The 22,951-nt window shown below is 70.4% G+C and carries 22 protein-coding genes; 11 read left to right on the top strand and 11 right to left on the bottom strand.

Features of this window, described 5'->3' with window-relative positions:
- Window positions 1-19 precede the first annotated feature (19 nt).
- The 4 genes from JUB11_RS16680 to JUB11_RS16665 form a co-directional block, all read right to left on the bottom strand.
- Window positions 20-223: a hypothetical protein gene (locus JUB11_RS16680; protein WP_207459697.1), complete on the bottom strand. Its 204-nt coding sequence runs from the start codon at window positions 221-223 to the stop codon at window positions 20-22.
- A gap of 107 nt (window positions 224-330) precedes the next feature.
- Entirely contained in the window at window positions 331-540 is a 210-nt protein-coding gene (locus tag JUB11_RS16675; protein WP_207459696.1) for a cold-shock protein, read from the bottom strand.
- Window positions 541-751: 211 nt separating this feature from the next.
- On the bottom strand, window positions 752-922 hold the full coding sequence (locus JUB11_RS16670; protein WP_207459695.1) for a hypothetical protein: 171 nt from the start codon (window positions 920-922) through the stop codon (window positions 752-754).
- 226 nt (window positions 923-1,148) lie between these two features.
- A complete protein-coding gene (locus JUB11_RS16665; RefSeq protein WP_207459694.1) occupies window positions 1,149-2,201 on the bottom strand; it encodes an SDR family oxidoreductase in 1,053 nt (350 codons plus the stop codon).
- Here JUB11_RS16665 and JUB11_RS16660 point away from each other — a divergent pair.
- Window positions 2,200-2,415, top strand: coding sequence for a hypothetical protein (locus JUB11_RS16660; protein WP_207459693.1), 216 nt, complete (start codon window positions 2,200-2,202; stop codon window positions 2,413-2,415). The two genes, JUB11_RS16665 and JUB11_RS16660, sit on opposite strands and share 2 nt — an antisense overlap.
- A 72-nt stretch (window positions 2,416-2,487) precedes the next feature.
- Here the strand turns inward: JUB11_RS16660 and norR are convergent, their stop codons facing one another.
- Together norR and JUB11_RS16650 are read right to left on the bottom strand one after the other, a co-directional pair.
- The gene (gene norR / locus JUB11_RS16655) at window positions 2,488-4,110 is read right to left on the bottom strand and encodes a nitric oxide reductase transcriptional regulator NorR (RefSeq protein ID WP_348771454.1); all 1,623 of its coding nucleotides are present in this window, start codon (window positions 4,108-4,110) and stop codon (window positions 2,488-2,490) included.
- On the bottom strand, window positions 4,100-4,687 hold the full coding sequence (locus tag JUB11_RS16650; protein WP_207459692.1) for a YigZ family protein: 588 nt from the start codon (window positions 4,685-4,687) through the stop codon (window positions 4,100-4,102). The genes norR and JUB11_RS16650 overlap by 11 nt, the downstream gene beginning before the upstream one ends.
- A gap of 383 nt (window positions 4,688-5,070) precedes the next feature.
- Between JUB11_RS16650 and JUB11_RS16645 the strand changes: the two genes are divergently transcribed.
- From JUB11_RS16645 to JUB11_RS16635, 3 genes are all read left to right on the top strand, one after another.
- Window positions 5,071-7,455 carry a PAS domain S-box protein gene (locus tag JUB11_RS16645; protein WP_247887112.1) on the top strand — a complete coding sequence of 795 codons (2,385 nt, stop codon included), beginning with the start codon at window positions 5,071-5,073 and terminating at the stop codon, window positions 7,453-7,455.
- 126 nt (window positions 7,456-7,581) lie between these two features.
- Window positions 7,582-8,763 carry a glycosyltransferase gene (locus tag JUB11_RS16640; protein WP_207459691.1) on the top strand — a complete coding sequence of 394 codons (1,182 nt, stop codon included), beginning with the start codon at window positions 7,582-7,584 and terminating at the stop codon, window positions 8,761-8,763.
- A gap of 286 nt (window positions 8,764-9,049) precedes the next feature.
- Window positions 9,050-9,433, top strand: a complete 384-nt coding sequence (locus JUB11_RS16635; RefSeq protein WP_207459690.1) for a response regulator — start codon at window positions 9,050-9,052, stop codon at window positions 9,431-9,433.
- A gap of 18 nt (window positions 9,434-9,451) precedes the next feature.
- Here the strand turns inward: JUB11_RS16635 and JUB11_RS16630 are convergent, their stop codons facing one another.
- Entirely contained in the window at window positions 9,452-10,162 is a 711-nt protein-coding gene (locus JUB11_RS16630) for a hypothetical protein (RefSeq protein WP_207459689.1), read from the bottom strand.
- A gap of 476 nt (window positions 10,163-10,638) precedes the next feature.
- Here JUB11_RS16630 and JUB11_RS16625 point away from each other — a divergent pair, with 476 nt between their 5' ends.
- Together JUB11_RS16625 and hmpA are read left to right on the top strand one after the other, a co-directional pair.
- Window positions 10,639-10,869, top strand: coding sequence for a hypothetical protein (locus tag JUB11_RS16625; RefSeq protein WP_207459688.1), 231 nt, complete (start codon window positions 10,639-10,641; stop codon window positions 10,867-10,869).
- A gap of 204 nt (window positions 10,870-11,073) precedes the next feature.
- Window positions 11,074-12,270 carry an NO-inducible flavohemoprotein gene (gene hmpA / locus JUB11_RS16620; RefSeq protein WP_207459687.1) on the top strand — a complete coding sequence of 399 codons (1,197 nt, stop codon included), beginning with the start codon at window positions 11,074-11,076 and terminating at the stop codon, window positions 12,268-12,270.
- Here hmpA and modC read toward each other — a convergent pair.
- The 4 genes from modC to JUB11_RS16600 form a co-directional block, all read right to left on the bottom strand.
- Window positions 12,243-13,331 (bottom strand): molybdenum ABC transporter ATP-binding protein, encoded by a 1,089-nt coding sequence (gene modC / locus JUB11_RS16615; RefSeq protein WP_207459686.1) that lies wholly within the window; start codon window positions 13,329-13,331, stop codon window positions 12,243-12,245. The two genes, hmpA and modC, sit on opposite strands and share 28 nt — an antisense overlap.
- Window positions 13,328-14,014 (bottom strand): molybdate ABC transporter permease subunit, encoded by a 687-nt coding sequence (modB, locus tag JUB11_RS16610; protein WP_207459685.1) that lies wholly within the window; start codon window positions 14,012-14,014, stop codon window positions 13,328-13,330. The genes modC and modB overlap by 4 nt, the downstream gene beginning before the upstream one ends.
- A 7-nt stretch (window positions 14,015-14,021) precedes the next feature.
- Window positions 14,022-14,783, bottom strand: coding sequence for a molybdate ABC transporter substrate-binding protein (gene modA, locus JUB11_RS16605; protein WP_348771453.1), 762 nt, complete (start codon window positions 14,781-14,783; stop codon window positions 14,022-14,024).
- Window positions 14,784-14,947: 164 nt separating this feature from the next.
- The gene (locus JUB11_RS16600; protein ID WP_348771452.1) at window positions 14,948-15,688 is read right to left on the bottom strand and encodes a siderophore-interacting protein; all 741 of its coding nucleotides are present in this window, start codon (window positions 15,686-15,688) and stop codon (window positions 14,948-14,950) included.
- A gap of 154 nt (window positions 15,689-15,842) precedes the next feature.
- Between JUB11_RS16600 and JUB11_RS16595 the strand changes: the two genes are divergently transcribed.
- The 5 genes from JUB11_RS16595 to fhuB all read left to right on the top strand — a co-directional run bounded on the left by JUB11_RS16595 (window position 15,843) and on the right by fhuB (window position 22,934).
- Window positions 15,843-16,742, top strand: a complete 900-nt coding sequence (locus JUB11_RS16595) for an AraC family transcriptional regulator (protein ID WP_207459683.1) — start codon at window positions 15,843-15,845, stop codon at window positions 16,740-16,742.
- 197 nt (window positions 16,743-16,939) lie between these two features.
- Window positions 16,940-19,102, top strand: coding sequence for a TonB-dependent siderophore receptor (locus tag JUB11_RS16590; protein WP_207459682.1), 2,163 nt, complete (start codon window positions 16,940-16,942; stop codon window positions 19,100-19,102).
- 121 nt (window positions 19,103-19,223) lie between these two features.
- Window positions 19,224-20,018 (top strand): ATP-binding cassette domain-containing protein, encoded by a 795-nt coding sequence (locus JUB11_RS16585; RefSeq protein ID WP_207459681.1) that lies wholly within the window; start codon window positions 19,224-19,226, stop codon window positions 20,016-20,018.
- 23 nt (window positions 20,019-20,041) lie between these two features.
- Complete coding sequence (locus JUB11_RS16580; RefSeq protein ID WP_247887111.1) at window positions 20,042-20,941, top strand: ABC transporter substrate-binding protein; 900 nt, start codon at window positions 20,042-20,044, stop codon at window positions 20,939-20,941.
- Window positions 20,934-22,934 carry a Fe(3+)-hydroxamate ABC transporter permease FhuB gene (fhuB, locus tag JUB11_RS16575; RefSeq protein ID WP_247887110.1) on the top strand — a complete coding sequence of 667 codons (2,001 nt, stop codon included), beginning with the start codon at window positions 20,934-20,936 and terminating at the stop codon, window positions 22,932-22,934. The genes JUB11_RS16580 and fhuB overlap by 8 nt, the downstream gene beginning before the upstream one ends.
- Window positions 22,935-22,951: the final 17 nt, after the last annotated feature.

The raw sequence follows: 22,951 nt of genomic DNA, 5'->3' as shown, positions 1-22,951 counted from the left end.
AACCGGACAGCAAGCCCGCTCACGGCGCCTTCTTCTTGGCGCGCGGTGCACGGACCGGCTTTGGGACAATGCGTGACGTGATTTCGGCCTGGACGGCCGGCAACAGCGCTTCGGCCGCCGCCTTCTGCTTGACCGTCCCGGATTTGGACAGGCGCGTGGCGTTGTCCTGCAGGTTCGACAGGGCGACGTCGGTCATCGCCGGCAGCTTTTCAACGAGATCCATCGGCTTCCTCCTCGATGTGGCCCGGTTCGGGCCGGGCGCGAACCGGATGGCGGAAACAAAAAAGGGCGGCTGACGCCGCCCTTTCGCACTGCCGTGTTCCGCGTCGCTCAGAGAGCGCGCAGGTTCTCGGCGGACACCTTGCCGCGACGCGGGTCGCGGACGGCTTCGAAGGAAACCTGCTGCCCCTCGTTGAGGTTGCCGAGACCGGCGCGCTCGACGGCGGAAATGTGGACGAAGACGTCGGCGGTGCCGTCATCCGGCTGGATGAAGCCGAAGCCCTTGGTCGAATTGAACCACTTCACGGTACCGTTGGCCATGGGTCTGTTCCCTTTCTGGCGTTGCCCCCTGCGCAACATGCGCCAGGGGCATCAAACTCACTTCGGGAAGAGACCCGACCCCCTTGCGGAGACCGGAGTAGCGTAGCCCAGAGCAACCTCGACCAGTCTTAAGTGGGGATGCCGCCCGCGCCGCACAAGCGGAAACTCGCTCAGCCACCCCTTGGCGGCTTACGGCCGGGCCGGCGGCGGGTCAGGAGCGGGGCCGGATCGCGTAGGCGAGAAGCGCCGCGACCAGGAAGCCGACGGCATGGACCACCCATTCCTCCGACCGTCCCCCGATCATGAGAATATTGCCGGCGATGAACAGATAAACCGCCAGAAGGAGGACACCCGTATAAAAGACGAAACCAAATTTCCTCACCACGGCGCTCTCCCGGCAAAATCATGCAGACCGCACTTCAGATGCATGCTTGCACAGGCTTTTCCAAGCGGCGGGCGGGTGATTACGCCCGATGCCCCTCCCGGCCCTGATTTCCCTGATCCGTAAGATCCGGCTCTGAAACACGAATGCCGGGACCATGGCGGCTCTGCCCCCAGGCGCATGACAGACCGGCCGGCGGACCGGCCCGTCCGAGCGTCAGTCGGCATCAGGGAAGGATATCCTGCCGCTTGAGGCTGTCGAGGGCCGTGAGGAGTGACTGGGTCGAATCCAGCCGTTCCGTGAACCCGAAGCGGTTGATCTTGTTCACGTCGGAGATCACGTCGGTCTCCGTGTGGAAGATGAAGTCGCCGAAACCCCAGCCGACGAGCGCCGAGAGGTCGGGCTGCACCAGCCCCTTCGCCTCGGCGAGGCCGCGCCATAACGGTCCCTTGTCGGCCATGTGGCGGGCCAGCGTCAGCGGCACCGGCGAGGCCGTCCGTAAATCCAGGTGGGCGGCCGCGTCGGCCCACATCCGCTCCCAGCGGAAGACGTCGCCGTTGGTGACGTTGAAGGCCTCGCCACCCGCCCGTCCGCTCTCCGCCGCCCAGGCGCTCGCCCGCGCCAGCAGGCCGGAGTCGGTGAACTGCACGAGCTGGGCGTAGGCGCGGTCGGTGCCGGGAAAGCGCATCGGGATGCCGAGCGCGCGTGAGATTTCGGCAAAGACGCCGACGACCAGCGCGATGTTCATCGGGTTGCCGTGCACGTCCCCGACCACCACGTCCGGCCGCAGGGCCACGTAATCCCAGGGGCTGCGCTCCGCCCGCAGCCGGAGCTGCGCCTCCTGCGCCAGATAGAGGTTCGGCGGCATGTGCGGCGGGTCGCTTTCGCGGGCAGGCGTCGGCACCTTGGCGCCGAGATGGATGCCGTAGATCTTGAAGCCCTGGTAGATCACGACCCGCCGCAGAGGCGCGCCGTTCGACTCCAGCCCATCCAGCAGGTTGCCAAGCATCCGCCCGTTGCGCTCGGCCTCGGTGGCGAGGTCCGGGTCGGGGCTCAGCGCCGCGTAGAAGACGTGGGTGGTATCCCGCGCGGTGGCCAGAGCCCGCGCCGTGGCCTCGGCGTCGGTGAGGTCCGCCGTCACGGACTCGAAGCCCGCAAGCGCGCGGCGCGCCAGCGCCCGCACCCGCCAGCCCTGCGCCTTCAGCTCGTGGCAGACCGCATGGCCGATGATGCCGCCGGCCCCCGCGACCAGAGCGACCCTGGATGATGAGGTGGTCATGTTGCGCCAGTTCCTGTCGTCAGTCCTGACGCTGCCAACCGGCGGAACGCCCCGGCCGTTGCACCGCACCTCGCCACGCAGGCCCCGGCGGGCCGAGGACGAAAAAAACCGCTCCAGCATCGGCTGGAGCGGTCTGAAGGTTTGCGAAATCGAAAAACAGCTTTCAACCAAAGCCGACTCGGAGGTTAGCGCAGGCGTCGCGCCGGTGCTGTGACATGACAGCCCGCCCGCCACTCCGGTGACGGTTGAACCACATCTGTTGCATCCGGAACACAAGCGGCGCCCGCTACCCTTCATCGTCCCGGATCGACAGCCGCCGGGCAAGCCGCAGCAGGTTGCTGCGGTCGAGGCCGAGGGAGCGGGCGGCGGCGGACCAGTTGCCGCCGTTTTCCCGCAGCCGCTCGATGATCAGGCGGCGCTGCAGGATGTCCACGGCGTCCCGCATCGTCGCCCCTTCCTGAGGCGGCGCTCCGCCCTCCTCCGGCCCGGCGGAACAGGCTTCGGCCGGCGGGGCCATGCCGGGCGGCGTCTCGCCGAGCCCGACCGCCTCCGGCCCAAGCGTCAGCACGCCCTGGTGGGCGGCCCCCTGCGCCATGGCGCGCACCGCGGCGCGGCTGATGACGTGCTCCAGCTCGCGCACGTTGCCCGGCCAGCCGTAGGCGAGCAGGCGACGCTGCGCCTCCGGGGAGAGGCGGACGTTGCGCAGCCGCAGCCGGGCGCGTTCCCGCTCCAGGAAATGGCCGGCCAGCAGAAGCACGTCGCGGCCCCGGTCGCGCAAGGGCGGCACGCGCAGGGGATAGACGCTGAGCCGGTGATAGAGGTCGGCGCGGAAGCGTCCGGCCCGGACCTCCTCGGCAAGGTCGCGGTTGGTCGCGGCGATGAGGCGCACGTCCACCTTGATGTGGCGGTCGGAGCCGACGCGCTGGATCTCGCCGTTCTGGAGCGTGCGCAGCAGCTTCGACTGGGCGGAGAGCGGAAGCTCCCCCACCTCGTCAAGCAACAGGGTGCCGCCGTCGGCCAGCTCGAAGCGACCGCTCCGCTCGGCGGTGGCGCCGGTGAAGGCGCCGCGCACATGGCCGAACAGCTCGCTTTCGATCAGGGTTTCCGGCAGGGCCGCGCAGTTGACCTGGATGAGCGCTGCACCCGCGCGGGCCGAGCGGCGGTGCAGGCGCAGCGCCGCCAGCTCCTTGCCGGTGCCGGTCTCGCCGGTCAGCAGCACGGCGAGGTCGCTGTCGGCCACCGCGTCGATCTCCCGCAGCATCGCCGTGACGGCGGGGCTGCGCCCGACGATCTCGCCTCCCGAGGCGGGCACCTCCGCCAGCACCCGGTGCAGTTCCCCCGCCCGGCTGAGCCGCTCCGTCAACGCGGCCTGCCGTTCGGCGAGCGCGATCAGCGGCGCCAGGACGGCCGCCACCTCCGCGATCCCGTCGAGCGCGCCGGCCAGCGCGTTCGGGTCGAGCGCGTCGAAGGTCAGGGCGCCCCAGCCCTCCCCCAGCCGCGCGCCGACGCAGTCATGGATGTGCAGCCGGTCCTCATGGTCGGGGATCAGCCCGTCATAGGGGTCCGGCAGCCCGCAGTCGGCGGCGAAGCGCAGCACCGGTCCGCGGCCCTCCCCGCCCTTCATGATCGCTTCAAGCCGCGGGTGGTCGCCCAGCCGGAAACGGCGGCCCATCACGTCGGGGCTGAGGCCGTGGATCGCCAGCGGCACCAGCACCTCGCCGTCCCGGCGCAGCAGCGCGCAGGCGTCGCAGGGAACGCGCGACCGGACGAAGGCGAGGGCCTCCGGCCAGAGGGCGTCCGGACCGCCCCGTTCCAGCGCGCCCAGCAGGCCGGCGACCTCGCGCAGGCCCGTGTCGGCGGGGGCGGTCATGCCCGGCCCGGCGGACGGTTTGGCTTCGTCAGACCTCACCGCGTTCGATCTCCGCCTGGCCGCGGGAAATGTCGGTGATCAGCCGGACGGCCTCCTCCAGCCGCGCGCTTGGCAGCCGGATGTCGAGCCGCACCCCGTCGGGCGTGAAGCCCGTGGTCTCGACGAGAGCGGCAAAGGGGCCGAGGCCCGATCGGATCCGCGCTTCCTCGGCGAAGGCGCAGGTGACCGACAGGCCCGCGAAACGGACGACCGGCTCCCGCTCCGCGGCGCGCAGGCAGGACGCCGCCGTGCCGCCATAGGCGCGCATCAGCCCGCCCGTCCCCAGAAGGACGCCACCGAACCAGCGGCTGACCACCACCGCCACCCCGTCCAGCTCCTGCCCTTCGATGGCCTGGAGGATCGGCCGCCCGGCCGTCCCGCCGGGTTCGCCGTCGTCGCTGAACCGGTAGACGCCGCCGATCCGGAAGGCCCAGCAATTGTGGCCGGCATCCTGGCTAGCGCAGCCCGCGATGAAGCCGCGCGCCTCCTCCTCGCTGCCGACCGGTCCCGCCCATGCCAGGAAGCGGCTCTTCTTGACCTCCTGCTCGAACCGGGCTTTTCCCTTGAGGGTGAACATCGCCTTCCGCCGTCCTGAATCCTGCGCCGGCGGAGGCTGAACTCCCCGCCCGCATGCCCAAGTTTATCCGCCCGGCCGGAAAAAGCACGCTCATCCCGGCGGGCGGATTCCTGACCGAACCGAAGAAATCGCGGCAACCGGGACGCCCGAAGGACGGCTCCGGCCACGAAACGAAAGCATCTCATGGCGCTATCGGCCGTTCGGATAGGTCGCGGTTCTACGCCATGTTGGCATAGGCTGTGACTACTCATTCACCCATTACCGTGGTGGTCCATGTTCAGGCGCATGTCCAGGCGCACCAGCCGGAGCGTCTCCCCTCGCCGCCAGGCCGTCCACGCAGCGGCCTACGGGAGGTCATGCCCGGTCCGGCCAGGACACCGGCCATGAAGACTGGCGCGCTCCCTCCGGCACGCGGCTGGCCGTTCGACGGCGGGACCATGGGCGCCCTCATACGCGCGCATGACTGGGCAGCCACCCCGCTCGGCCCCAAGGAGGGCTGGTCGGCGTCGCTGTGCACCGTCGTGGACCTGATCCTGGATGCGCCGCTGGGCATGATCGTTCTTTGGGGTCCCGACCTCGTCCAGATCTACAATGACTGCTACGCCATCATCGCCGCCGCCAAGCATCCGCGTGCGCTCGGCCAGCCGACGCACGACTGCTGGCCGGAGACACGGGACTTCCACAGGCCGATCTACGAAGCCGTGCTGCGCGGTGAAACCCGCATCTTCGCGGAGGAGAGACTGATCCTCGAGCGCAACGGCGTTCCGGAGGAGGCCTGGTTCGACCTGACCTACAGCCCCGTCCGCGACGCCGGCCGGATCGCCGGGGTGCTGCTGACCGTGATCGAGGTCACGGAGCGCAAGCGGTCCGAAGCGGCCCTGCGCCTGAGCGAGCAGCGGCTCGCCGCCATCTTTTCCCGCGCGGCGGCCGGCCTGTCGGAAATCGACGCCGACGGGCGCTTCCTCGCGGCCAACGACGAACTCTGCCGAATCCTGGGACGGCCGCGCGAGGAGGTGCTGCGCCTTTCGGTCGCGGACGTGACCCACCCCGAGGACATAGCAGCGAGCGTGCTCGCCATCGCCGACACGCTTCGCACGGGGGGAACGGCGGGGCTGGAGAAGCGCTACATCCGGCCGGACGGAAGCCTGGTCTGGGGACACAGCAGCGTCACGCTGCTGCGGGCCGGCAGGGAAAGCCGCTTCCTCGTGGTCACCGTCGACCTTACCGACCGGCGCAGGGCCGAGGCCGCCCTGCGCGAGAGCGAGGCCCGCTTCCGGCTGATGGCCGACGCCGTCCCGCAGATCGTCTGGATCACGGACGCCCAGGGCGTGGTGGAGTTCCTGAACCGGCAGTGGACGGACTACACCGGCGATGGCGGGGACCGGCGGCCGGGGTCCGCGACGGTGACGGAGGTCCTCGCCAACGTCATTCATCCCGACGACGCGGCGCTGACGGCCGAGCGCTTCGTGGAGGCCCAGCGGACGAGCGGCACCTTCCTCGTCGAACACCGCCTCCGCTCGAAGGACGGCGAGTACCGCTGGTTCCTGGTCCGCGGCGTGCCCTATCGCGATCCCGGCAGCGGCGGGGTCACCCGCTGGTTCGGCACCTCGACCGACATCCAGGACCGCAAGCAGGCCGAGGCCCTGCTGCAGAGCTCCCGCGACGCCGCCGAGGAGGCGAGCCGGCAGAAGTCGCGCTTCCTCGCCTCGGTCAGCCATGACCTGCGCCAGCCGGTGCAGGCCGCGGGCCTGTTCCTGGAGTTGCTGAAGCAGCAGCCCCTCGGCCCGACGGAGCGCGAATTGCTGCGGCCCCTGTCGGACAGCATGACCAGCCTGACGGGCATGCTGAACGGCCTGCTGGAAGTGGCGCGGCTCGACGCCGGGCTTCTCACGGCGCAGACGCGGGCCTTCGATCTCGACGGCCTGCTGCGGCGCCTCTACGGCGAGTTCCAGGGGCTGGCGCGCGAGGCGAAGCTGCGCCTGCACATCCCGCCCGCCTCCCACACCGTCCAGTCCGATCCGCTCCTGGTGGAGCTGGTGCTGCGCAATCTGATCTCCAACGCGATCAAATACACGGAACATGGCGGCGTCAGCGTGGAAACGCGGGCCGAAGGGAACATGCTGACGATCGAGGTGACCGACAGCGGCCGGGGCATCCCGCCGGAGGATCTGGGACGCATCTTCGATGACTATTACCAGATCGGCAACACCGCCCGGGACCATTCGCGCGGCTTCGGGATCGGGCTCGCCACTGTGCGGCGAGTCGCGGAGATGCTCGGGACCAGCGTGGCGGTCCGCTCCACGCCGGGACAGGGATCGGCCTTCAGCCTGACGCTGCCGCTGGCCGCCGGGCCGGAGCGGGAGCGGGAACCCGGCGTCCCGGCGCCCGGCGCGGCGCTGACGGGGCGGACGGCCCTGGTGGTGGATGACGAGCCGATGGTGCTGAAGGCGCTGGAGGTCACCTTGCGGAGCTGGGGCGTGCGGGTGCATGCCGCGCGCACCCTGACGCAGGCCAGAACCATCCTGGACGGGCTGGACCGGCCACCGGACATCCTGATCGCGGACTATTCCCTTGGGGGCGGGGAAACGGGCGCCGAGGCCATCGCGGAGGTGAGGCGGCGCGGCACGCCGGTCACGGTGCTGGTCACCGGCGACACCTCGGCCGAGAGGCTGGCGGAAGCCCGGAACAGCAGCAGCATCATGCTGCACAAGCCGATCGATCCCGCAGAGCTGGAAGCGCTGCTCGCGGAGGCGCTGGCCGGCCGTTAGCATGACCTTCCTGGCAATTGGGCGCATCCGCCGGCGCGGATGGCGAAGCCCTGCATCACTCCGGTCCCACGGCTGTTCCCATGCTGCTGGATTTCGATTCATCCGGGGCCAGGTGATCGCATGCATGTGGGGCTCTTTCTTCATTCCTTGAGCGTGGGCGGCGCGCAGCGCCGGTCCGTGATGCTGGCGAACGGGCTGGCCCGGCTGGGGCACCGGATCGACCTGATCACGGTGCTGCCCGGAGCGCCGCTGGAGACGCTGGTCGATCCGGCCGTCCGGCTTGTTGCCCTGTCCCGGGGATCGGGGCAGGAGGTCGCCGTCGGGTTCCGGCGGACGGGGGAGATGGCGGCGTCCGTCGCCGGGCTGGTCCGTCATCTGCGCGCCGAACAGCCGGACATGCTGGTCAGCATGGCCAACCACTCGACCTTGCCGGCGGTGCTGGCCCACCGGCTGGCCGGGCGGGGTGACGGAAGGTCCCTGGTCCTTCGCGCCAGCAACCACCTGTCCCGACGCCGGGGCGGCCAAGCCGGGTCGATGAAGCGCTTGCCCGAACGCTGGTTCTGGCGGCAGGCGGATGGGATCCTGGCGGTGTCGGAGGATGTCGGCGAGAGCGTGCGCGCCCTGACCGGGCTGCCGGCGGACCGCGTCCATCCGGTCCCGAGCCCGATCCTGCCGGAGGGGTTTCCCGCGCTGCTCCGAGGCCCCGTCCCCGACCTGCCGTTTCCGGCCACGTCCGACGTTCCCCTCCTCGTCGCGATGGGCCGCTTCGTCCGGCAGAAGGGCTTCGATAGCCTGCTGCGCGGCTTCGCGATGCTGAGAGAACGCCTGCCGGTCCGCCTGGCGCTGGTGGGCGATGGACCCGACCGGGATGCCTTGAGAAACCTGGCGGACCGGCTGGGCATCGCCGATGCGGTGGCCTGGCCCGGCCTGTTGGACAATCCTTTCCCGCTCCTGGCGGAAGCAGACCTGTTCGTCCTGTCCTCGCGCTGGGAAGGGATGCCGGGGGTGCTGGTGGAGGCGCTGGCCTGCGGCTGCCCTGTGGTCAGCACCGACTGCCCCGGCGGCTCGCGGGAGTTGCTGAAACAGGGGGCGCTCGGCCCGCTGGTGCCCGTGGATGACGTCCAGGCGCTCGCCGGCGCGATGGAGGCGGTCCTGCGGCAACCGCCTGAGCGCAGCGCGCTGCGCGAGGCCGCCGCCGCTTACGAAACCGGCCGCGCGGTCGCCGCCTACGAGCGCGCCCTGCTGGCCATACGGCGCGAACGGAGCCCTTCCCTGCTGTACCGCCGGATCCGCGTGAAGACAATGTAACGTGGCGGAGCGCCCGTGATGAATGCGGCCCCGGAACAGGAAGGGCAAATGGCGTGCGCGTGAAGCGCCCTGCGGTCCTGTTCAACGCCAAGTCGTCCGGGCCGCCCGGCGCCATCGGTCGCATGAATGTCACAGCCATAAGGGCGCATCATCGACGGGGCGTCATCATATACTGGAGGGAATGAAGCGGCCACTTCGGTGTCCGTGCTGCTTTGAACAGGTTATTTCAAGCGGAGTGGGAATCTCGCCAATCTCGGGATCGGAAAAAATGTTGAAAGGCAGGGGCATGACCGAGCCCGCGTCGCTGCTCGTGGTCGAGGACGATCATCTCGTCGCCCTGAGCATGGAGGATGCCCTGTCGGAGCTGGGCATCGGTGTCATCGGACCGGTGGCGACCGTTGCCGAAGCCATGGAGCGGATCCGGGAAGGGGGATTCGTGGGCGCGCTGCTGGACATCAACCTGTGCGGCGAGCGCGTCGATGCGGTCGCCGACGCGCTGAGCCGCAAGGGGGTTCCCTTCATCTTCTCCTCGGGGCTCGGCATCGACAACGTGCCGCCGGCGCACCGTGGCAGCCCGTTCCTGTACAAACCCTACCGGACGAGCGAGCTCAGCCTCGCCATCGCCGAACACATCCTGCTCCGGCACCAGGGAAGCCACCCGGCGCCCTGAGGCCGGCAGCGGCGCCGATCAGACCTGTATCGACATCGTCCTGCCGTACTGGTGCCTGTACAGCAGGACCGCGTGCAGGAAGAGGATGAGGCCGTAGCCCTCCATGGCCTCCTCAAGGCTGGACACCAACCGGTAGGTCAGTGTCGGAACCCCATCCGTGCCCTCGACGATCGCTCCGCCCAGCATTTCCATGCCGATCGCGCCGGACAGGAACACGCCCGCCGACGCGATCAGCAGCATCCTGGCCTTTCCCGGAAATCCAAGGATGAAGGGGATGTAGAAAACAAGCCCGATCAGGCAGGCGATACCGGCGGGAATCACCCACCGGAAATAGGTAAATCCCGTCTTCATGCCTTCGGGAAGAAGATTTCCCATTTTTTCGTGGAATGAGAGAGCTTCATCCACGGAAAAAACGAGGAAGATGACGGACAGGGAAAACCATTGCAGGAACGGGAGCCGTCCGTCCCGCCTTCTTTCCAGAGCCACGATAAGGTTCAGGGCGGCGATGAAGGCCATCAAGGTGGAGGATAACCAAGTATAAAGGCTTCTCTCCTCATCGACCTCAAGCAGCCAAATCTTCTTTGCCGGATCCAGATAGCCCGTGGCGTGAGCAACGATGTTCTGAGCGAGGCTGACTGCTACGAAAAATGAAAAAACCAGAAGCAAACACATTACAAGACGGCGCGCATCGATCTGTATAGGCCTGCTGTCCGAATCTGGCGTCCTCATAAGCATTGCCTGCCCAGGCCTTTCATAAGAGGTACAAATTTCTGCAACCGGTTGGAAATAATGCGTCAAACATGGAGATGTTCCACCGACCACTCTGGCTGAGGGTACGAAAAATTCCGGCTGGCTCTGATCAAGGAAGCTCCACCAAATAGGGTCTGCGTAGAAGCGATATTCTCACCGCCAAAAGCGCCCTTTTCAGCAGGGCAAGGGCACTGAATTCCTGGAATGGAAAGGAATTCTTACGCTCACCGCCAAGACGCGGCCTGGTACTTCAGATCTGCTGTGTTACAGAATCCAACTCTTTTGGATTCCGTGCAGCCGGCCGACCACGGCGCGTCGGCCCGCCGACAATCAAAAAGTGGATTGTTTTGGGAATAAATCATGTCCGCCCGCCGTTGGTGAGAGTGCCGAGCCGATCGGCCCAGCCTGATCCCCCTGTGGGAAAGCCTGGAAGGGCAACGACAAGGAGAGGAAGAATGCGACGTCAGCTATGGCTCGCCGCCATTCCCGCATTGATGTTCGGTCTCGCGGCCTGTGATGAGCAAACCGCTGAAAACAATCAGCAATCCACCAGCCCGTCCGTTGCCGAACAGCCCGCCACGATGCCGTCGGGCAACACGGCGCCCCAGAATCCCCCCGCATCGCTGGGCACCACCCCCACCGCGCCGGCCGGCTCCACCTCCGGTTCGGGATCGGGCACCCAATAATCCCACGGAGGGCGGGCCGAAAGCCCGCCCTTTCCATATTGGGGTGGTGTCATTTCGACAGCGCCTCAGTCGATTTGACACTCCCTGCCCGCTGTCTATCTGACACAGGCTAGCGCCTCGGGCGCGGCGTTCCGCGCTCCCCGCAGCTGGCACGGTGCTTGCTTTTCCAGCGGCAACCCTATCGCAGAGCCAGGAAACGCAGCCGTGCTGACGCAAGCCCAGACCGACATCATCAAGGCGACCGCCCCCGTGGTGGCGGAGCATGCCGTCGAGATCACCTCGACCTTCTACCCGATCCTGTTCGAAAAATTCCCCGAGGTCCGCGCCGTCTTCAACCAGAGCCATCAGCGCGGCGGCACCCAGCCGCAGGCGCTCGCGAACGCGATCATCGCCTACGCTTCGAACATCGACCGGCTCGACGCGCTGAAGCCCGCCCTGCGCTGCATCGTCGAGAAGCACGTCTCGCTGAACATAACACCGGACCAGTACAAGGCCGTCGGGTCCAGCCTGATGGAGGCCATCGGCCGGGTGCTGGGCGACGCGGTGACGCCGGACGTGGCCGACGCCTGGGGTGCCGCCTACTGGCAGCTCGCCGACATCCTGATCGCGGCGGAGGATTCCGAATACAGCCGCAAGGCCGCCCTGCCCGGCGGCTGGCGCGGCGCGCGGCGGATGCGGCTGGTCGAGAAGACCCCGGAGAGCGCCGTCATCACCTCCTTCCGCTTCGCGCCCGCCGACGGCGGGCCGGTGATGGACTTCCTGCCCGGCCAATATCTCGGCGTCCGGCTGAGCATCGACGGGGAGACGGTCCACCGGAACTACAGCCTGTCGGACTCGCCGGACGGCCGCACCTACCGCATCTCCGTGAAGCGGGAGCCGGGCGGCGTGGCCTCGAACTTCCTGCATAACCGTCTCGCCGTCGGCGGGGAGATCGACGTCTACCCGCCGGCCGGCGAGTTCGTGCTCCAGCCGGGCGAGGCCGACGTGCTGCTGGTCACGGCCGGCGTCGGCCAGACGCCCGCCCTGCCGCTGGCCCGCCAGGCGCTGGCCGACGGGCGGCGCGTGCGCTACCTGCACGCAGCACTCAACGGCACGGTGCACGCCTTCCGCGGCAGCGTGGAAGGGCTGGCCCAGGCCGGCGACTTCCGGCAGGTCATTTGCTACAGCGAGCCGCAGCCGGGCGACCGGCCCGACGCCACCGGCTTCGTCACGCCGGCCCTGCTGGCCGGGCTGCTGGAGCCGGGCCGCAGGACGGACGCCTATGTGGTGGGGCCGAAGCCTTTCATGGCCTGCGTGCTGGGCGCGCTGAAGGAGCTGGGCGTTCCGCAGGACCGCGTCTTTTACGAGTTCTTCGGTCCCGGCGAGGCGCTCGTTCAGGAAACGCCGCCGATGCGGGCGTAAAGGGCCATCCCCTCGGCAAGGCCGAGCCGCTCCCAGGACAGCCGGGTCACCCGCGCCAGCAGGCGCGCCCCGGCACCGTCCGGCCCCAGCCCGAGGACGGCGACGACCTCCTGCTCCGTGACCGGCACCGCCGACAGGATGCGGGCCGGCAGCACGTTCAGGGCCGTGTCACCCTCCGGCGGCGCCAGGGCGAGGCCGACCGCACCGGCGGCAACGCTCAGCCGCCGACGCTCGCCCGGCACCCCGGGGCGCGCCGGCAGGGCGAGCACCGCGCCCTCCACCCGCAGTCGCGCGAGGCCGTAGGCCGCGTCATGGCCCTCCACCACGGCGTCGAGGCTGACCGCCGCGTTCGCTGCTGCGAGCAGCGGCAGGGACGGATCGGTCTGGAGCCTGGCCAAAGGACCCGCCGCGCGGACGCGGCCCTCCTCCATCAGCACCAGATGGTCGGCCAGCCGTTCCACCTCCGCCATGTCGTGGCTGACATAGAGGACCGGCAGGGACAGGCCCGCGTGCAGCCTTTCCAGAAAGGGCAGGATCTCGTCCTTCGTCGCGCGGTCGAGCGCTGACAGCGGCTCGTCCATCAGCAGCAGCTTCGGCTGGGACAGCAGGGCGCGGCCGATGGCGACGCGCTGCCGCTCGCCGCCGGACAGCCGGCCCGGCGCGCGGTCGAGCAGCCCCGCGAGGCCGAGCAGTTCCACCACCTCCGCGAAGCCGATGCGCCCCGGCCCCGCCGCCGGCGGGCGGCTCCGCGCCCCGAAGAGCAGGTTTCCCCGGACCGACAGGTGCGGGAAGAGGCTCGGCTCCTGGAAGACGTAGCCGACCGGCCGTTCGTGGGCCGGGCGGAAGCGGTCCCCCTCCTGCCAGGGGTCGCCGTCCACCGTGCAGACGCCGCCGGGCAGGCGCTGGAGCCCCGCCATGCAGCGCAGCACCGTCGTCTTGCCGCAGCCCGACGGGCCGAACAGGGCGGTGACGCCGGTGGCCGGCACCGTGAAGGCGGCGTCCAGTTCGAACCGTCCGAGACGGCCGCGGAAGGCGGCGCGAATGGTTCCTCCGCCGCTCATTCATCCACCCGCGCGGCGCGTCGGCCGATCAGCGTCATGGCGAGGATGACGGCGAAGGCGAAGGCCACCATGCCGGCGGCCAGGATGTTGGCCTCCCGCCACTGCATCGTCTCGACATAGTCGTAGATCGCGACCGACAGGACCTTCGTCTCGCCGGGGATGTTGCCGCCGATCATCAGCACGACGCCGAACTCCCCGATGGTGTGGGCGAATCCCAGCACGGCGCCCGTCAGGAAACCCGGCCGGGCCAGGGGCACCGCGACGGTCCAGAAGGCCCGCGCGGGCGAGGCGCGGAGCGTCGCCGCGACCTCCAGCGGACGGTCGCCCATCGCCTCGAAGGCGTTGCGGATCGGCTGCACGACGAAGGGCATCGAATAGACCACCGACCCGATCACCAGCCCTTCGAAGCTGAAGGCCAGCGTGCGCGCGCCCCACAGCCCGGCCAGCAGCCCGCCCGGCCCGCCGGGGCCGAGCGCCACCAGCAGGTAGAAGCCCAGCACCGTCGGCGGCAGCACGAGCGGCAGCGCCACCACCGCCCCGACAGCCTCCTTCCAGCGGGCGCGCGACCGCGCCAGCCACCAGGCCAGCGGCGTGCCGAGCAGCAGCAGGATCACGGTGGTGATCGCCGCCAGCTCCACCGTCAGACGGACGGCGGTCCAGACCTCCGCGGGCAAGCCCTGCATGGCGCCGTCAGGATCCCATGTCCACGGCGTAGCCGTAGCGCTCGATGATGGCGCGGGCCTCGCCGCCGCGCAGGAAGGCCATGAAGGCCGTGGCCGCCTCGTTCGAGGCGCCGGTCTTCAGCAGCACGGCGTCCTGGCGGATCGGAGCGTGCAGCGTCTGCGGCACCAGCCAGCGCGACCCGCCCTCCTTCCCGGCGAGCTGCGAAAGCGCGATGAAGCCGAGTTCGGCGTTGCCCGTGTCGATGAACTGGAAGGCCTGGGCGATGCTGTTGCCCTGCACGATCCTCGGCCGGAGCGCGTCGCCGAGCCCCAGCGCCGTCAGCGTCTCCAGCGCCGCGCCGCCATAGGGGGCCGCTGCCGGATTGGCGATGGCGAGCTTCGCGAAGGAGCCGGCCCGCAGCGTCTCCTCCCCCTTCACCAGGTCCGCGTCCCGGCTCCACAGCACGAGCCGCCCGATGGCGTAGGTGAAGCGGCTCTCCGCCACCGCGAACCCCTCCTCCACCGCCATCCGCGGCCGCTCCGTGTCGGCGGAGAGCAGGATCTGGAAGGGGGCGGCGCGCGTGATCTGCGCGTAGAGCTGCCCCGACGACCCGAAGCTCAGCACCGCCCGGTGCCCGGTCTTCCGCTGGAAAGCGTCGGCGATCTCCTTCGCCGCCTCGGTGAAGTTCGCCGCGACCGCGACATGCGTCTGGCCAGCGAGCGCGGGGGCGGCGAGGCTGGTGGCGAGAAGACCGGCGGCAAGCAGAAGGAACGGCCGTCGCGATGTCACGGCAGCCTTCAAGGTCGGCTCTTCATGGCTTGGCTCCCCGGTGCCCGCGAATCCGATACGGCCCGTCCCACTGAGCATGGAAACGGTCCCGGAATCACAGCACCCCGGAGAGCCGGGTGTCAACCGGCGCGCACGGGCCTGAATGGATCACCCGCGCGCCATGCTCAGTCGTAGCACTGGAAGCCGCCCTGGGTGACGCCCGCCTTCCAGTAGGCGACGACGGAATGGCGGCCGGAGGGCAGCTTCAGGGTCTGGCGGGCGTGGGAGCGGATGCGGCGGGCGACGGTCTGTTCGGCGCCGGTCCAGACCGCGACGGTGCCGCTCCCGCCGGCGGGCGTCGCCTCCATCACCGCGTCGGGCAGGCGCGAGGCGACGGGCGGGGCGCCGCGTTCGCGGTGGAGCCAAGTGACCGAGAGGCCCGCGCGGGACGGCAGCTCCTGCCGTTCCGCCTCGTCCGGCACCTCGACGAAGACGTCGGCCCCGGCCCCGGCGGGCAGCACGTCGAGAAGGCGCCCAATGGCGGGCAGTGCCGTGTGATCGCCGGCGATGACGTAGCGGTCCACCGTTTCCAGGGCGAGGCCACCCGGCCCGGCGATGCCCGCCCGGTCCCCCGGCCGTGCCCGTTCCGCCCAGCCGGAGGCGAGCCCGCCGCCGTGCAGGACGAAGTTGATCTCCATCGTCAGCGCCACCGGATCGAAGCGCCGCACCGAATAGATGCGGCTCTGCCGCGCGCAAGCATCGTCCGAGGGGATGGTCACCGCGACGTGCGGGGCGATGACGCCGGGCTGGAGCGCGAAGCCTTCCAGCGCCGGGCCGGTGAGGACGATGGAGCGCATGCGCGGCGTCGGGCTGGACACCGCCGCCACTTCCACCCAGCGGACGTCGCACACGGAACTGCTTGCCACCCTCGCTGCCCTCCTCCGTTCGCCGGAACGGCCCGGCCGGTCACCCTTGTATCTGATAATGCGACTTGTTCGCAATCCTGCTTCGGTCTATAGGGAAAGGGGTGCGCCGAACACAGCCGAAAGACACACCCGCCGTGACCGGGAAGCCCGACCGATGACGTTCCATCCCCGCATGCAGAGCAGCACGGAAGGCATCACCATCCTGGGCGACCTGCGATGGCGCGCCTGGAACGGCGTGATCGCGGATGTCTGGAACGTGGAATGCGCGCGCGGGGCCGGCGGCGAGTACGTCTCGCAGGCGCCCCGGCTGGTCGTGGTGCTGGACCAGCAATGGGACGGGCCGGACGGGGACGGCGGGCTGCACGTCACGGAATCGCCCGCGCGCGGGACCGGCCACCGGATCGACCCCCGCGAGCCGATGAGCTACGTGCCGGCGGGCCTGCGGGTCCGGTCGCGGGTGGAGAACATCCGCCGCCTGACGCATCTGGACCTGCATTTCGACATGGAGGTGCTGGGCGCGCGCTTCATGGACGAGATCGACCGCCACGCGGTCGAGACGCCCCGGCTGAAATTCTCCGACGAGCGGCTGCTGGCGCTGGCCCGCCTGATCGCGGCGGAATGCACCGAGCCGAGCGCCTTCCACGACCTGTACGGCGACAGCCTCGCCTCCGCCCTTTTCGTGGCGCTGCTGCGCATCGGGCCGAAGCCGGGCCGGCGGCGGGCGCAGCTGCCGCCGCGCCAGCTGCGGCGGGTGATCGACTACATCGAGGAGCATTGCAGCCGCACCATCCGGCTCCAGGAACTGGCCGACCTCGCGGGCCTGTCGCCCACCTATTTCTGCTCGGCCTTCAAGGCCTCCACCGGCATGCCGCCGCACAAGTGGCAGATGCGGGCCAGGGTCGACCGGGCCAAGGCGCTGCTGTCGGCACCGGACATGACGCCGGCCGCCGTGGCGGACGCCGCCGGCTTCTCCGACCAGGCGCACCTCACCCGTGTGTTCCGGCAGATCGTCGGCACCACCCCCGCCGCCTGGCAACGCGACCGCGCGGCCTGACCGGAAAGGCCGAACATTGTCCGAAGATCGTCCAAGCGGCCGTAAGACGGTTCAATCCCGGCAGGGATGCTTTTGCTAATCATTCGCAACAACGACGCACGGACGAACGCCCGATCCGCCGGAAACCCTGCCCCACAGGGATCCCGGCCCGAACGATGGCTTTCAACGTGGCGCGCCATTGTCCGGGAACGAATGTGATGGTCCATAGTCCGAAGCACTGGCTGACCCAGGCCCTGTTGAACGGCACGGCGGCGGCCGCCCTGCTGATGCCGGCGCTCGCCCACGCGCAAGGCACCGCCCCCACCGCACCGGTCGTCCTCGACCCGGTCACGGTCGAGGGAACGCGTCCGGCCGACACCCCGACCAGCCCGGTCCAGGGCTACGTCGTCCGCTCCACCGCGACCGGCTCCAAGACCGACACCCCGATCGACGAGATCCCGCAGTCGGTCTCCGTCATCGGCCGGGACGAGATGGACGACCGCGGCGCCCAGAAGGTGGACGAGGCGCTGCGCTACACGGCGGGCGTCTTCGCCCAGCCCTTCGGCTCGGACAAGGACACCAACTGGATCTACATCCGTGGCTTCCAGGCCACCCAGACCGGCGTCTACCAGGACGGGCTCCAGCTCTACGGCTTCGGGTTCGGCGGCACCTTCACCGACAGCTACACGCTGGAGCGGGTCGAGGTTCTGCGCGGCGCCGCCTCCGTCCTCTATGGCGGCAGCAATCCGGGCGGCCTCGTGAACCTCGTCAGCAAGCGCCCCGACGGGGAGCGTCTGCGCTCGGTCGAAACCGGCATCACCGACAGCGGCCGCGCGCATCTCGGCTTCGACTTCGGCGACCAGCTCAACGGGACGCTGAGCTACCGGCTGACCGGCCGGATCGAGGGCGGCGACGGCGCCACCGACTTCGAGGACGGCTTCCGCGGCACGATCTCGCCCAGCTTCCGCTGGACGCCGAACGACCGGACCAGCCTGACCGTGCTGGCGAACTACACGCACATCGACGAGCGGCACAACGGCGGCGCCTTCCTGCCCTATGTCGGCACGGTGGTGGACGCTCCCTTCGGCCGCATCGAGCGCGACGCCAACTTCACCGAACCGGACCTCGACGATTACGAGCGCCGCCAGCTCCAGGTCGGCTACGAGCTGGAACACCAGGTCAACGACAGCCTGACGCTGCGCCAGAACGTCCGCTACGGCTACAGCGACATCCACGAGGTCTCGCTCTATCCCTTCGGCTATGGCGGCTTCGCGGCGGCGCCCGCCGATCCGGACAACCTCCTGTCGCGGATCAACTTCGAGCACCAGACGGAGGTCAACAGCTTCCTGATCGACAACCAGGTCCAGGCCAAGCTGCGGACCGGCCCGATCGAGCACACCGCCCTGTTCGGCGTCGATTACCGCCTCTTCGACATGGACCAAGTCCAGCTCTCCGGCTCGGCCACCCCGATCAGCGCCACCAACCCGGTCTACGGCGCGCCGCAGGGCACGCGCTCCGCCTACATCGACCAGGTGCTGAAGATGCACCAGATCGGCGTCTATCTTCAGGACCAGATGCGCTTCGGCCAGGGCTGGATCGTGACGCTGAACGGCCGCTACGACCATGTCTCCACCGACGCCGACGGCACGCCCGCCTACCAGGGCAAGGACGTGGAGTTCAGCGGCCGCGCCGGCCTCGCCTACGAGTTCGCCAACGGCCTGACGCCCTACGCCAGCGCCTCCACCTTCTTCAACCCGGTGCTCGGCTCCTCCCCGGCCGCCGGCGTCTTCAAGCCGGAGACCGGCCGCCAGTACGAGGTCGGCGTGAAGTACCGCCCGGCCTGGGCGGACGCGCTCTTCACCGCGGCCCTGTTCGACCTGACGCGCACCAACGTCGTCACCGGCCCCTTCAACGCCGAGACGCAGATCGGCGAGGTCAACTCGCAGGGCTTCGAGTTCGAGGCGAAGGCCAACCTGACCGAGAGCCTGAAGGCCACCGCCGCCTTCACCGCCTTCGACCTGGAGATCACCGAGGACGCCGACGCGTCGCTGATCGGCAACACGCCCTACATCGTGCCGCAGACCCAGGCGTCGCTGTTCCTCGACTACAGCTTCCGCGACGGCGGGCCGCTCGACGGCGTGGGGGTGGGCGGCGGCGTGCGCTACATCGGCTCCTCCTGGGCCGACAACGAGAACACGCTGAAGGTGCCCGACGCGACGGTCTTCGACGCGCGGGTCGGCTACGAACAGGACAATTGGGGCGTCAACCTTTCGGTCACGAACCTCTTCGACAAGAAGTACGTGGCGAGCTGCCAGACTCAGTTCTCCTGCGGCTATGCGGAGGGGCGGACCGCCCTGCTCAAGGTCAACATGAGCTGGTGATCCGGCCTTCCGCCGGCCGGGACCGTCCGCGGGGGCTCGCGGACGGTCCCGGCCGATCCGTTTTTTCAGGCCTGCTTTTCTGTTCTCACGATTCTTTCTGTTCTCACGATCGGGACCATCCATGAGCGGCGCTGAACGAACCCCGGCCCTGTACGACCTGGACTCCGTCGGCTTCTCCGTGGGTGGGCGGGCGATCCTGTCCGGCCTGTCGCTGCGGCTGGAGCCCGCGCGCATCTATGGGCTGGTCGGCCCGAACGGCTCGGGCAAGAGCACGCTGATCCGGCTGCTCGCCCGCCAGCGCGCCCCCCAGGCCGGGCGCATCCGCTTCATGGGCGGCGACATCGGCGGCATGGGCGAGCGCGACTTCGCGCGCTCGGTCGCCTACATGCCGCAGTTCACCCCGCCCGCCGAGGGCATGACGGTGCGCGAGCTGGTGGCGCTGGGGCGTTTCCCCTGGCACGGCGCGCTCGGCCGCTTCGGCGCCGAGGACGCCGCCAAGGTGGAGGAGGCGCTGGCCGAGACCGGGCTCCAGCCCTTCGCCGGGCGGCTGGTGGACAGCCTGTCGGGGGGCGAGCGGCAGCGCGCCTGGCTCGCCATGATGATGGCCCAGGACACGCGCTGCCTGCTGCTGGACGAGCCGACCTCCGCGCTGGACATCGCGAGCCAGGTCGAGATGCTGGGGCTGGTGCGGCGGCTGAGCCGCGCGCGCGGCATCGGCGCCGTCATCGTTCTGCACGACATCAACATGGCGGCACGGCTGTGCGACGAGATCCTGGCGATGCGCGACGGCGCGCTGGTCGCGCGCGGCACGCCCAGGGAGGTGATGACGGCCGAGACCCTCGCCGGCATTTACCACCTCGCCATGGGCATCCTGCCCCACCCGGTCACCGGCGACCCGATCGGGTACGTCCAGTGAGCCTGCGTCCCCTGAACATGCGCATGGCGTCCCCCATCACGCGCCGCCGGGCGCTCGGCCTCGCGGCCGGCCCGGCCCTGTTTCCTCTCTTTCTGCCCGCCACGGCCCGCGCGCAGGCCCAGCGCGTCGCCGCCATCGACTGGGCGGCGCTGGAGACCGTGCTGGCGCTGGGCGCCGTCCCGGTGGCCGCGACCGAGCTGATCCAGTTCCGCAAGGTCGCGGTGGAGCCGGAGATCCCGGCCTCCGTGATGGACCTGGGGCTGCGCGGCACGCCGAACTACGAGGCGTTGCGGCTGGCCGCACCCGACCTGATCCTCAGCTCCAACTATTACGAGCGCCAGCGCGGCAGCCTGGAGCGCGTCGCCCCTGTCCTGTCCGTGACCGTCTACGAGCCGGGCGTGCCGCCCTACGCGCGCGCCGAGGAGGCCGCCTTCACCATCGGCGCCAACATCGGCCGCGAGGCGGAGGCCCGCGCCGTCGTCGCCCGCGCGCGCGCGGAGATCGCCCGCCTGCGCGAGGCCCTGCAAGCCGTGGCGCGGCGGCGCGTCCTGCCGATCAACCTCGGCGACGCGCGCCATTTCCGGGCCTTCGGCACCGACAGCATGTTCGGCGACGTGATCGGGCGGCTCGGGCTGGAGAATGGCTGGGCCGCCGGTTCCAGCTACAGCGCCGCGGCCCCGCTCGGCATCGAGGCGCTGGCCCGCCTGCCGGACGTGTCCGTCATCGTCGTGCCGCCGGTGCCGGCCGAGGCGCGCCGGGGCCTCGCCGAAAGCGCGCTGTGGCAGGCCCTGCCCATGGTGCGGGAGGACCGCGTGGCGACCATCGAGCCGGTGAACCATTTCGGCGGGCTGCCCGCCGCCCTGCGCTTCGCCCGCCTGCTGGCCGCCGCACTGCTCGGCCGGGAGGGCGGCCGCCATGGCTGAGCGCGCGATGCGTCCGGGGCGGCCCATGAGCCGGCTGCTGCTGTGGGGCGGCCTCGCCCTTGCCGCGGCCTTCCTGTCCGCGCTGCGGATCGCCGGGCCGGCCGGCTTCGGCGCGGGTGCCGACACGTCCGTGCCCGAACTCGACGCGGTGATCCTCCAGTACAGCGTGCTGCCGCGCATGGCCGTGGCGCTCATCGCGGGGGCCACGCTGGGCCTGTCCGGCCTGCTGCTCCAGCGCGTCCTGCGCAACCCGCTGGCGGAGCCTTCCACCCTCGGCGTGTCGGCCGGTGCGCAGCTCGCCATGACGCTGGCGGCGGTCTACGCCCCGGCGCTGATGGAGGGCGCGCGCGAGGGGGTGGCGCTCGGCGGCGGTCTGGCCGCCGTCGGGCTGATCATGGCCATGACCTGGCGGCGCGGGCTGGAGCCGGTGGCGGTGGTGCTGGCCGGCATGATGGTCGCCCTGACAGCGACCATGGCGAGTGCGGCCGTCATCCTCGCCAACGGCGAATATCTTTTCTCGATCTTCCTGTGGGGCGGCGGGTCGCTGTCCCAGCAGGGCTGGGGGCCGACGCTCGACATATCCTGGCGGCTGGCGGCCGGCGCCGTGGCGGCGGTCCTGCTGTCGCGCCCGCTCGCCATCCTCGGGCTGGACGACGGCAGCGCCCGCAGCCTCGGCGTCGCGCTGGACCTGACGCGCTTCGGCGTCATCGGCATCGCCGTGTGGCTCGCCGCCGGGGTGACGGCGGAGGTCGGGGTGATCGGCTTCGTCGGGCTGGCCGCCCCGGCGCTGGCGCAGCTCAGCGGCGCGCGGACGCAAAGGCAGAGGCTGGTCGCCGCCCCCCTGATCGGCGCGCTGCTGCTCTGGCTCACCGACGGGCTGGTCCAGCTTCTGGCCGGGGGCGGCGGCGAACGCGTGCCGACCGGCGCCGCCACGGCGCTGCTCGGCGGGCCGCTGCTGCTGTGGCTGCTGCCCCGGCTGCGCATGTTCGAATGGCCCTCGCTGGAGGCCCGCCGAGCGGCGTCGCGCCGCAGCGCCCGCCCCGGACTCCTGCTGGCGCTGCTCGCCCTGCTCGGCGCGGTCTCCGCCGGGCTCGCGCTGACCGTCGGCTACGGGCCGGAGGGCTGGACCGTCTCCACCGGCGGCCTGCTTGGCGACCTGATGGCCTGGCGGGCGCCGCGCGTGGCCGTCGCCGCCGCGTCCGGGGCCATGCTGGCGGCGGCGGGAATGGTGCTTCAGCGGGTCACCGCGAACCCGCTCGCCGGGCCGGAGATTCTCGGCGTCGGCACCGGGGCGGGCGTGGGGCTGACCGCCGCGCTGTTCCTGTTCGCGTCGCCCGGCATCGGCGTCCAGGCCGCCGCCTCGGCCATCGGCGCCGTGACGGTGCTGGCCTGCATGCTGGCGCTGTCCTTGCGCGCCGGCTTCGGGCCGGAACGGCTGCTGCTGGCGGGCATCGCCATGAGCGCCCTGTGCAGCGCGGTGCTGACCGCCGTCATCGCCACCGGCACGCCCCAGGCCTTCGCCCTGCTGCGCTGGCTCAGCGGCTCCACCAACGAGGCGACGCCCGCCGACGCCTGGGGCTGCGCGGTCGCGGCCCTGCTGCTGCTCGCCCCCCTGCCCTTCGCGGGGCGCTGGCTGGACATCCTGCCGCTGGGCGACGCCACGGCGCGTTCGGTCGGGCTGCCGGCGCGGCGCTGCCGGGGCCTGCTGGTCCTGCTCGCCGGGCTGCTCACCGCCGTGGCGGCACTCTTCGTCGGGCCGCTGAGCTTCATCGGGCTGATCGCGCCGCATCTGGCCCGGCTGCTCGGGCTCGGCCGCGCGCGGGCGCAGGCGGCGGGCGCCATGCTGATCGGTGCTGCCCTGATGGTGCTGTCGGACTGGCTTGCCCGGACCGCCGCCTTTCCGTATCAACTGCCGCTGGGGCTGTTCGCGTCGCTGCTGGCCGGTCCCTATCTGATCTGGCTGCTCGGCCGGGAGGGTCCCCGTGCCGGCTGACCCGACCCCCGCGACGC

It is taken from the genome of Azospirillum sp. SYSU D00513 (assembly GCF_017356015.1).
Taxonomy (GTDB): Bacteria; Pseudomonadota; Alphaproteobacteria; order Azospirillales; family Azospirillaceae; genus Azospirillum.
The sequence above is the reverse complement of the archived record's forward strand: the minus strand, read 5'-3'. Positions and strand labels throughout refer to the sequence as shown.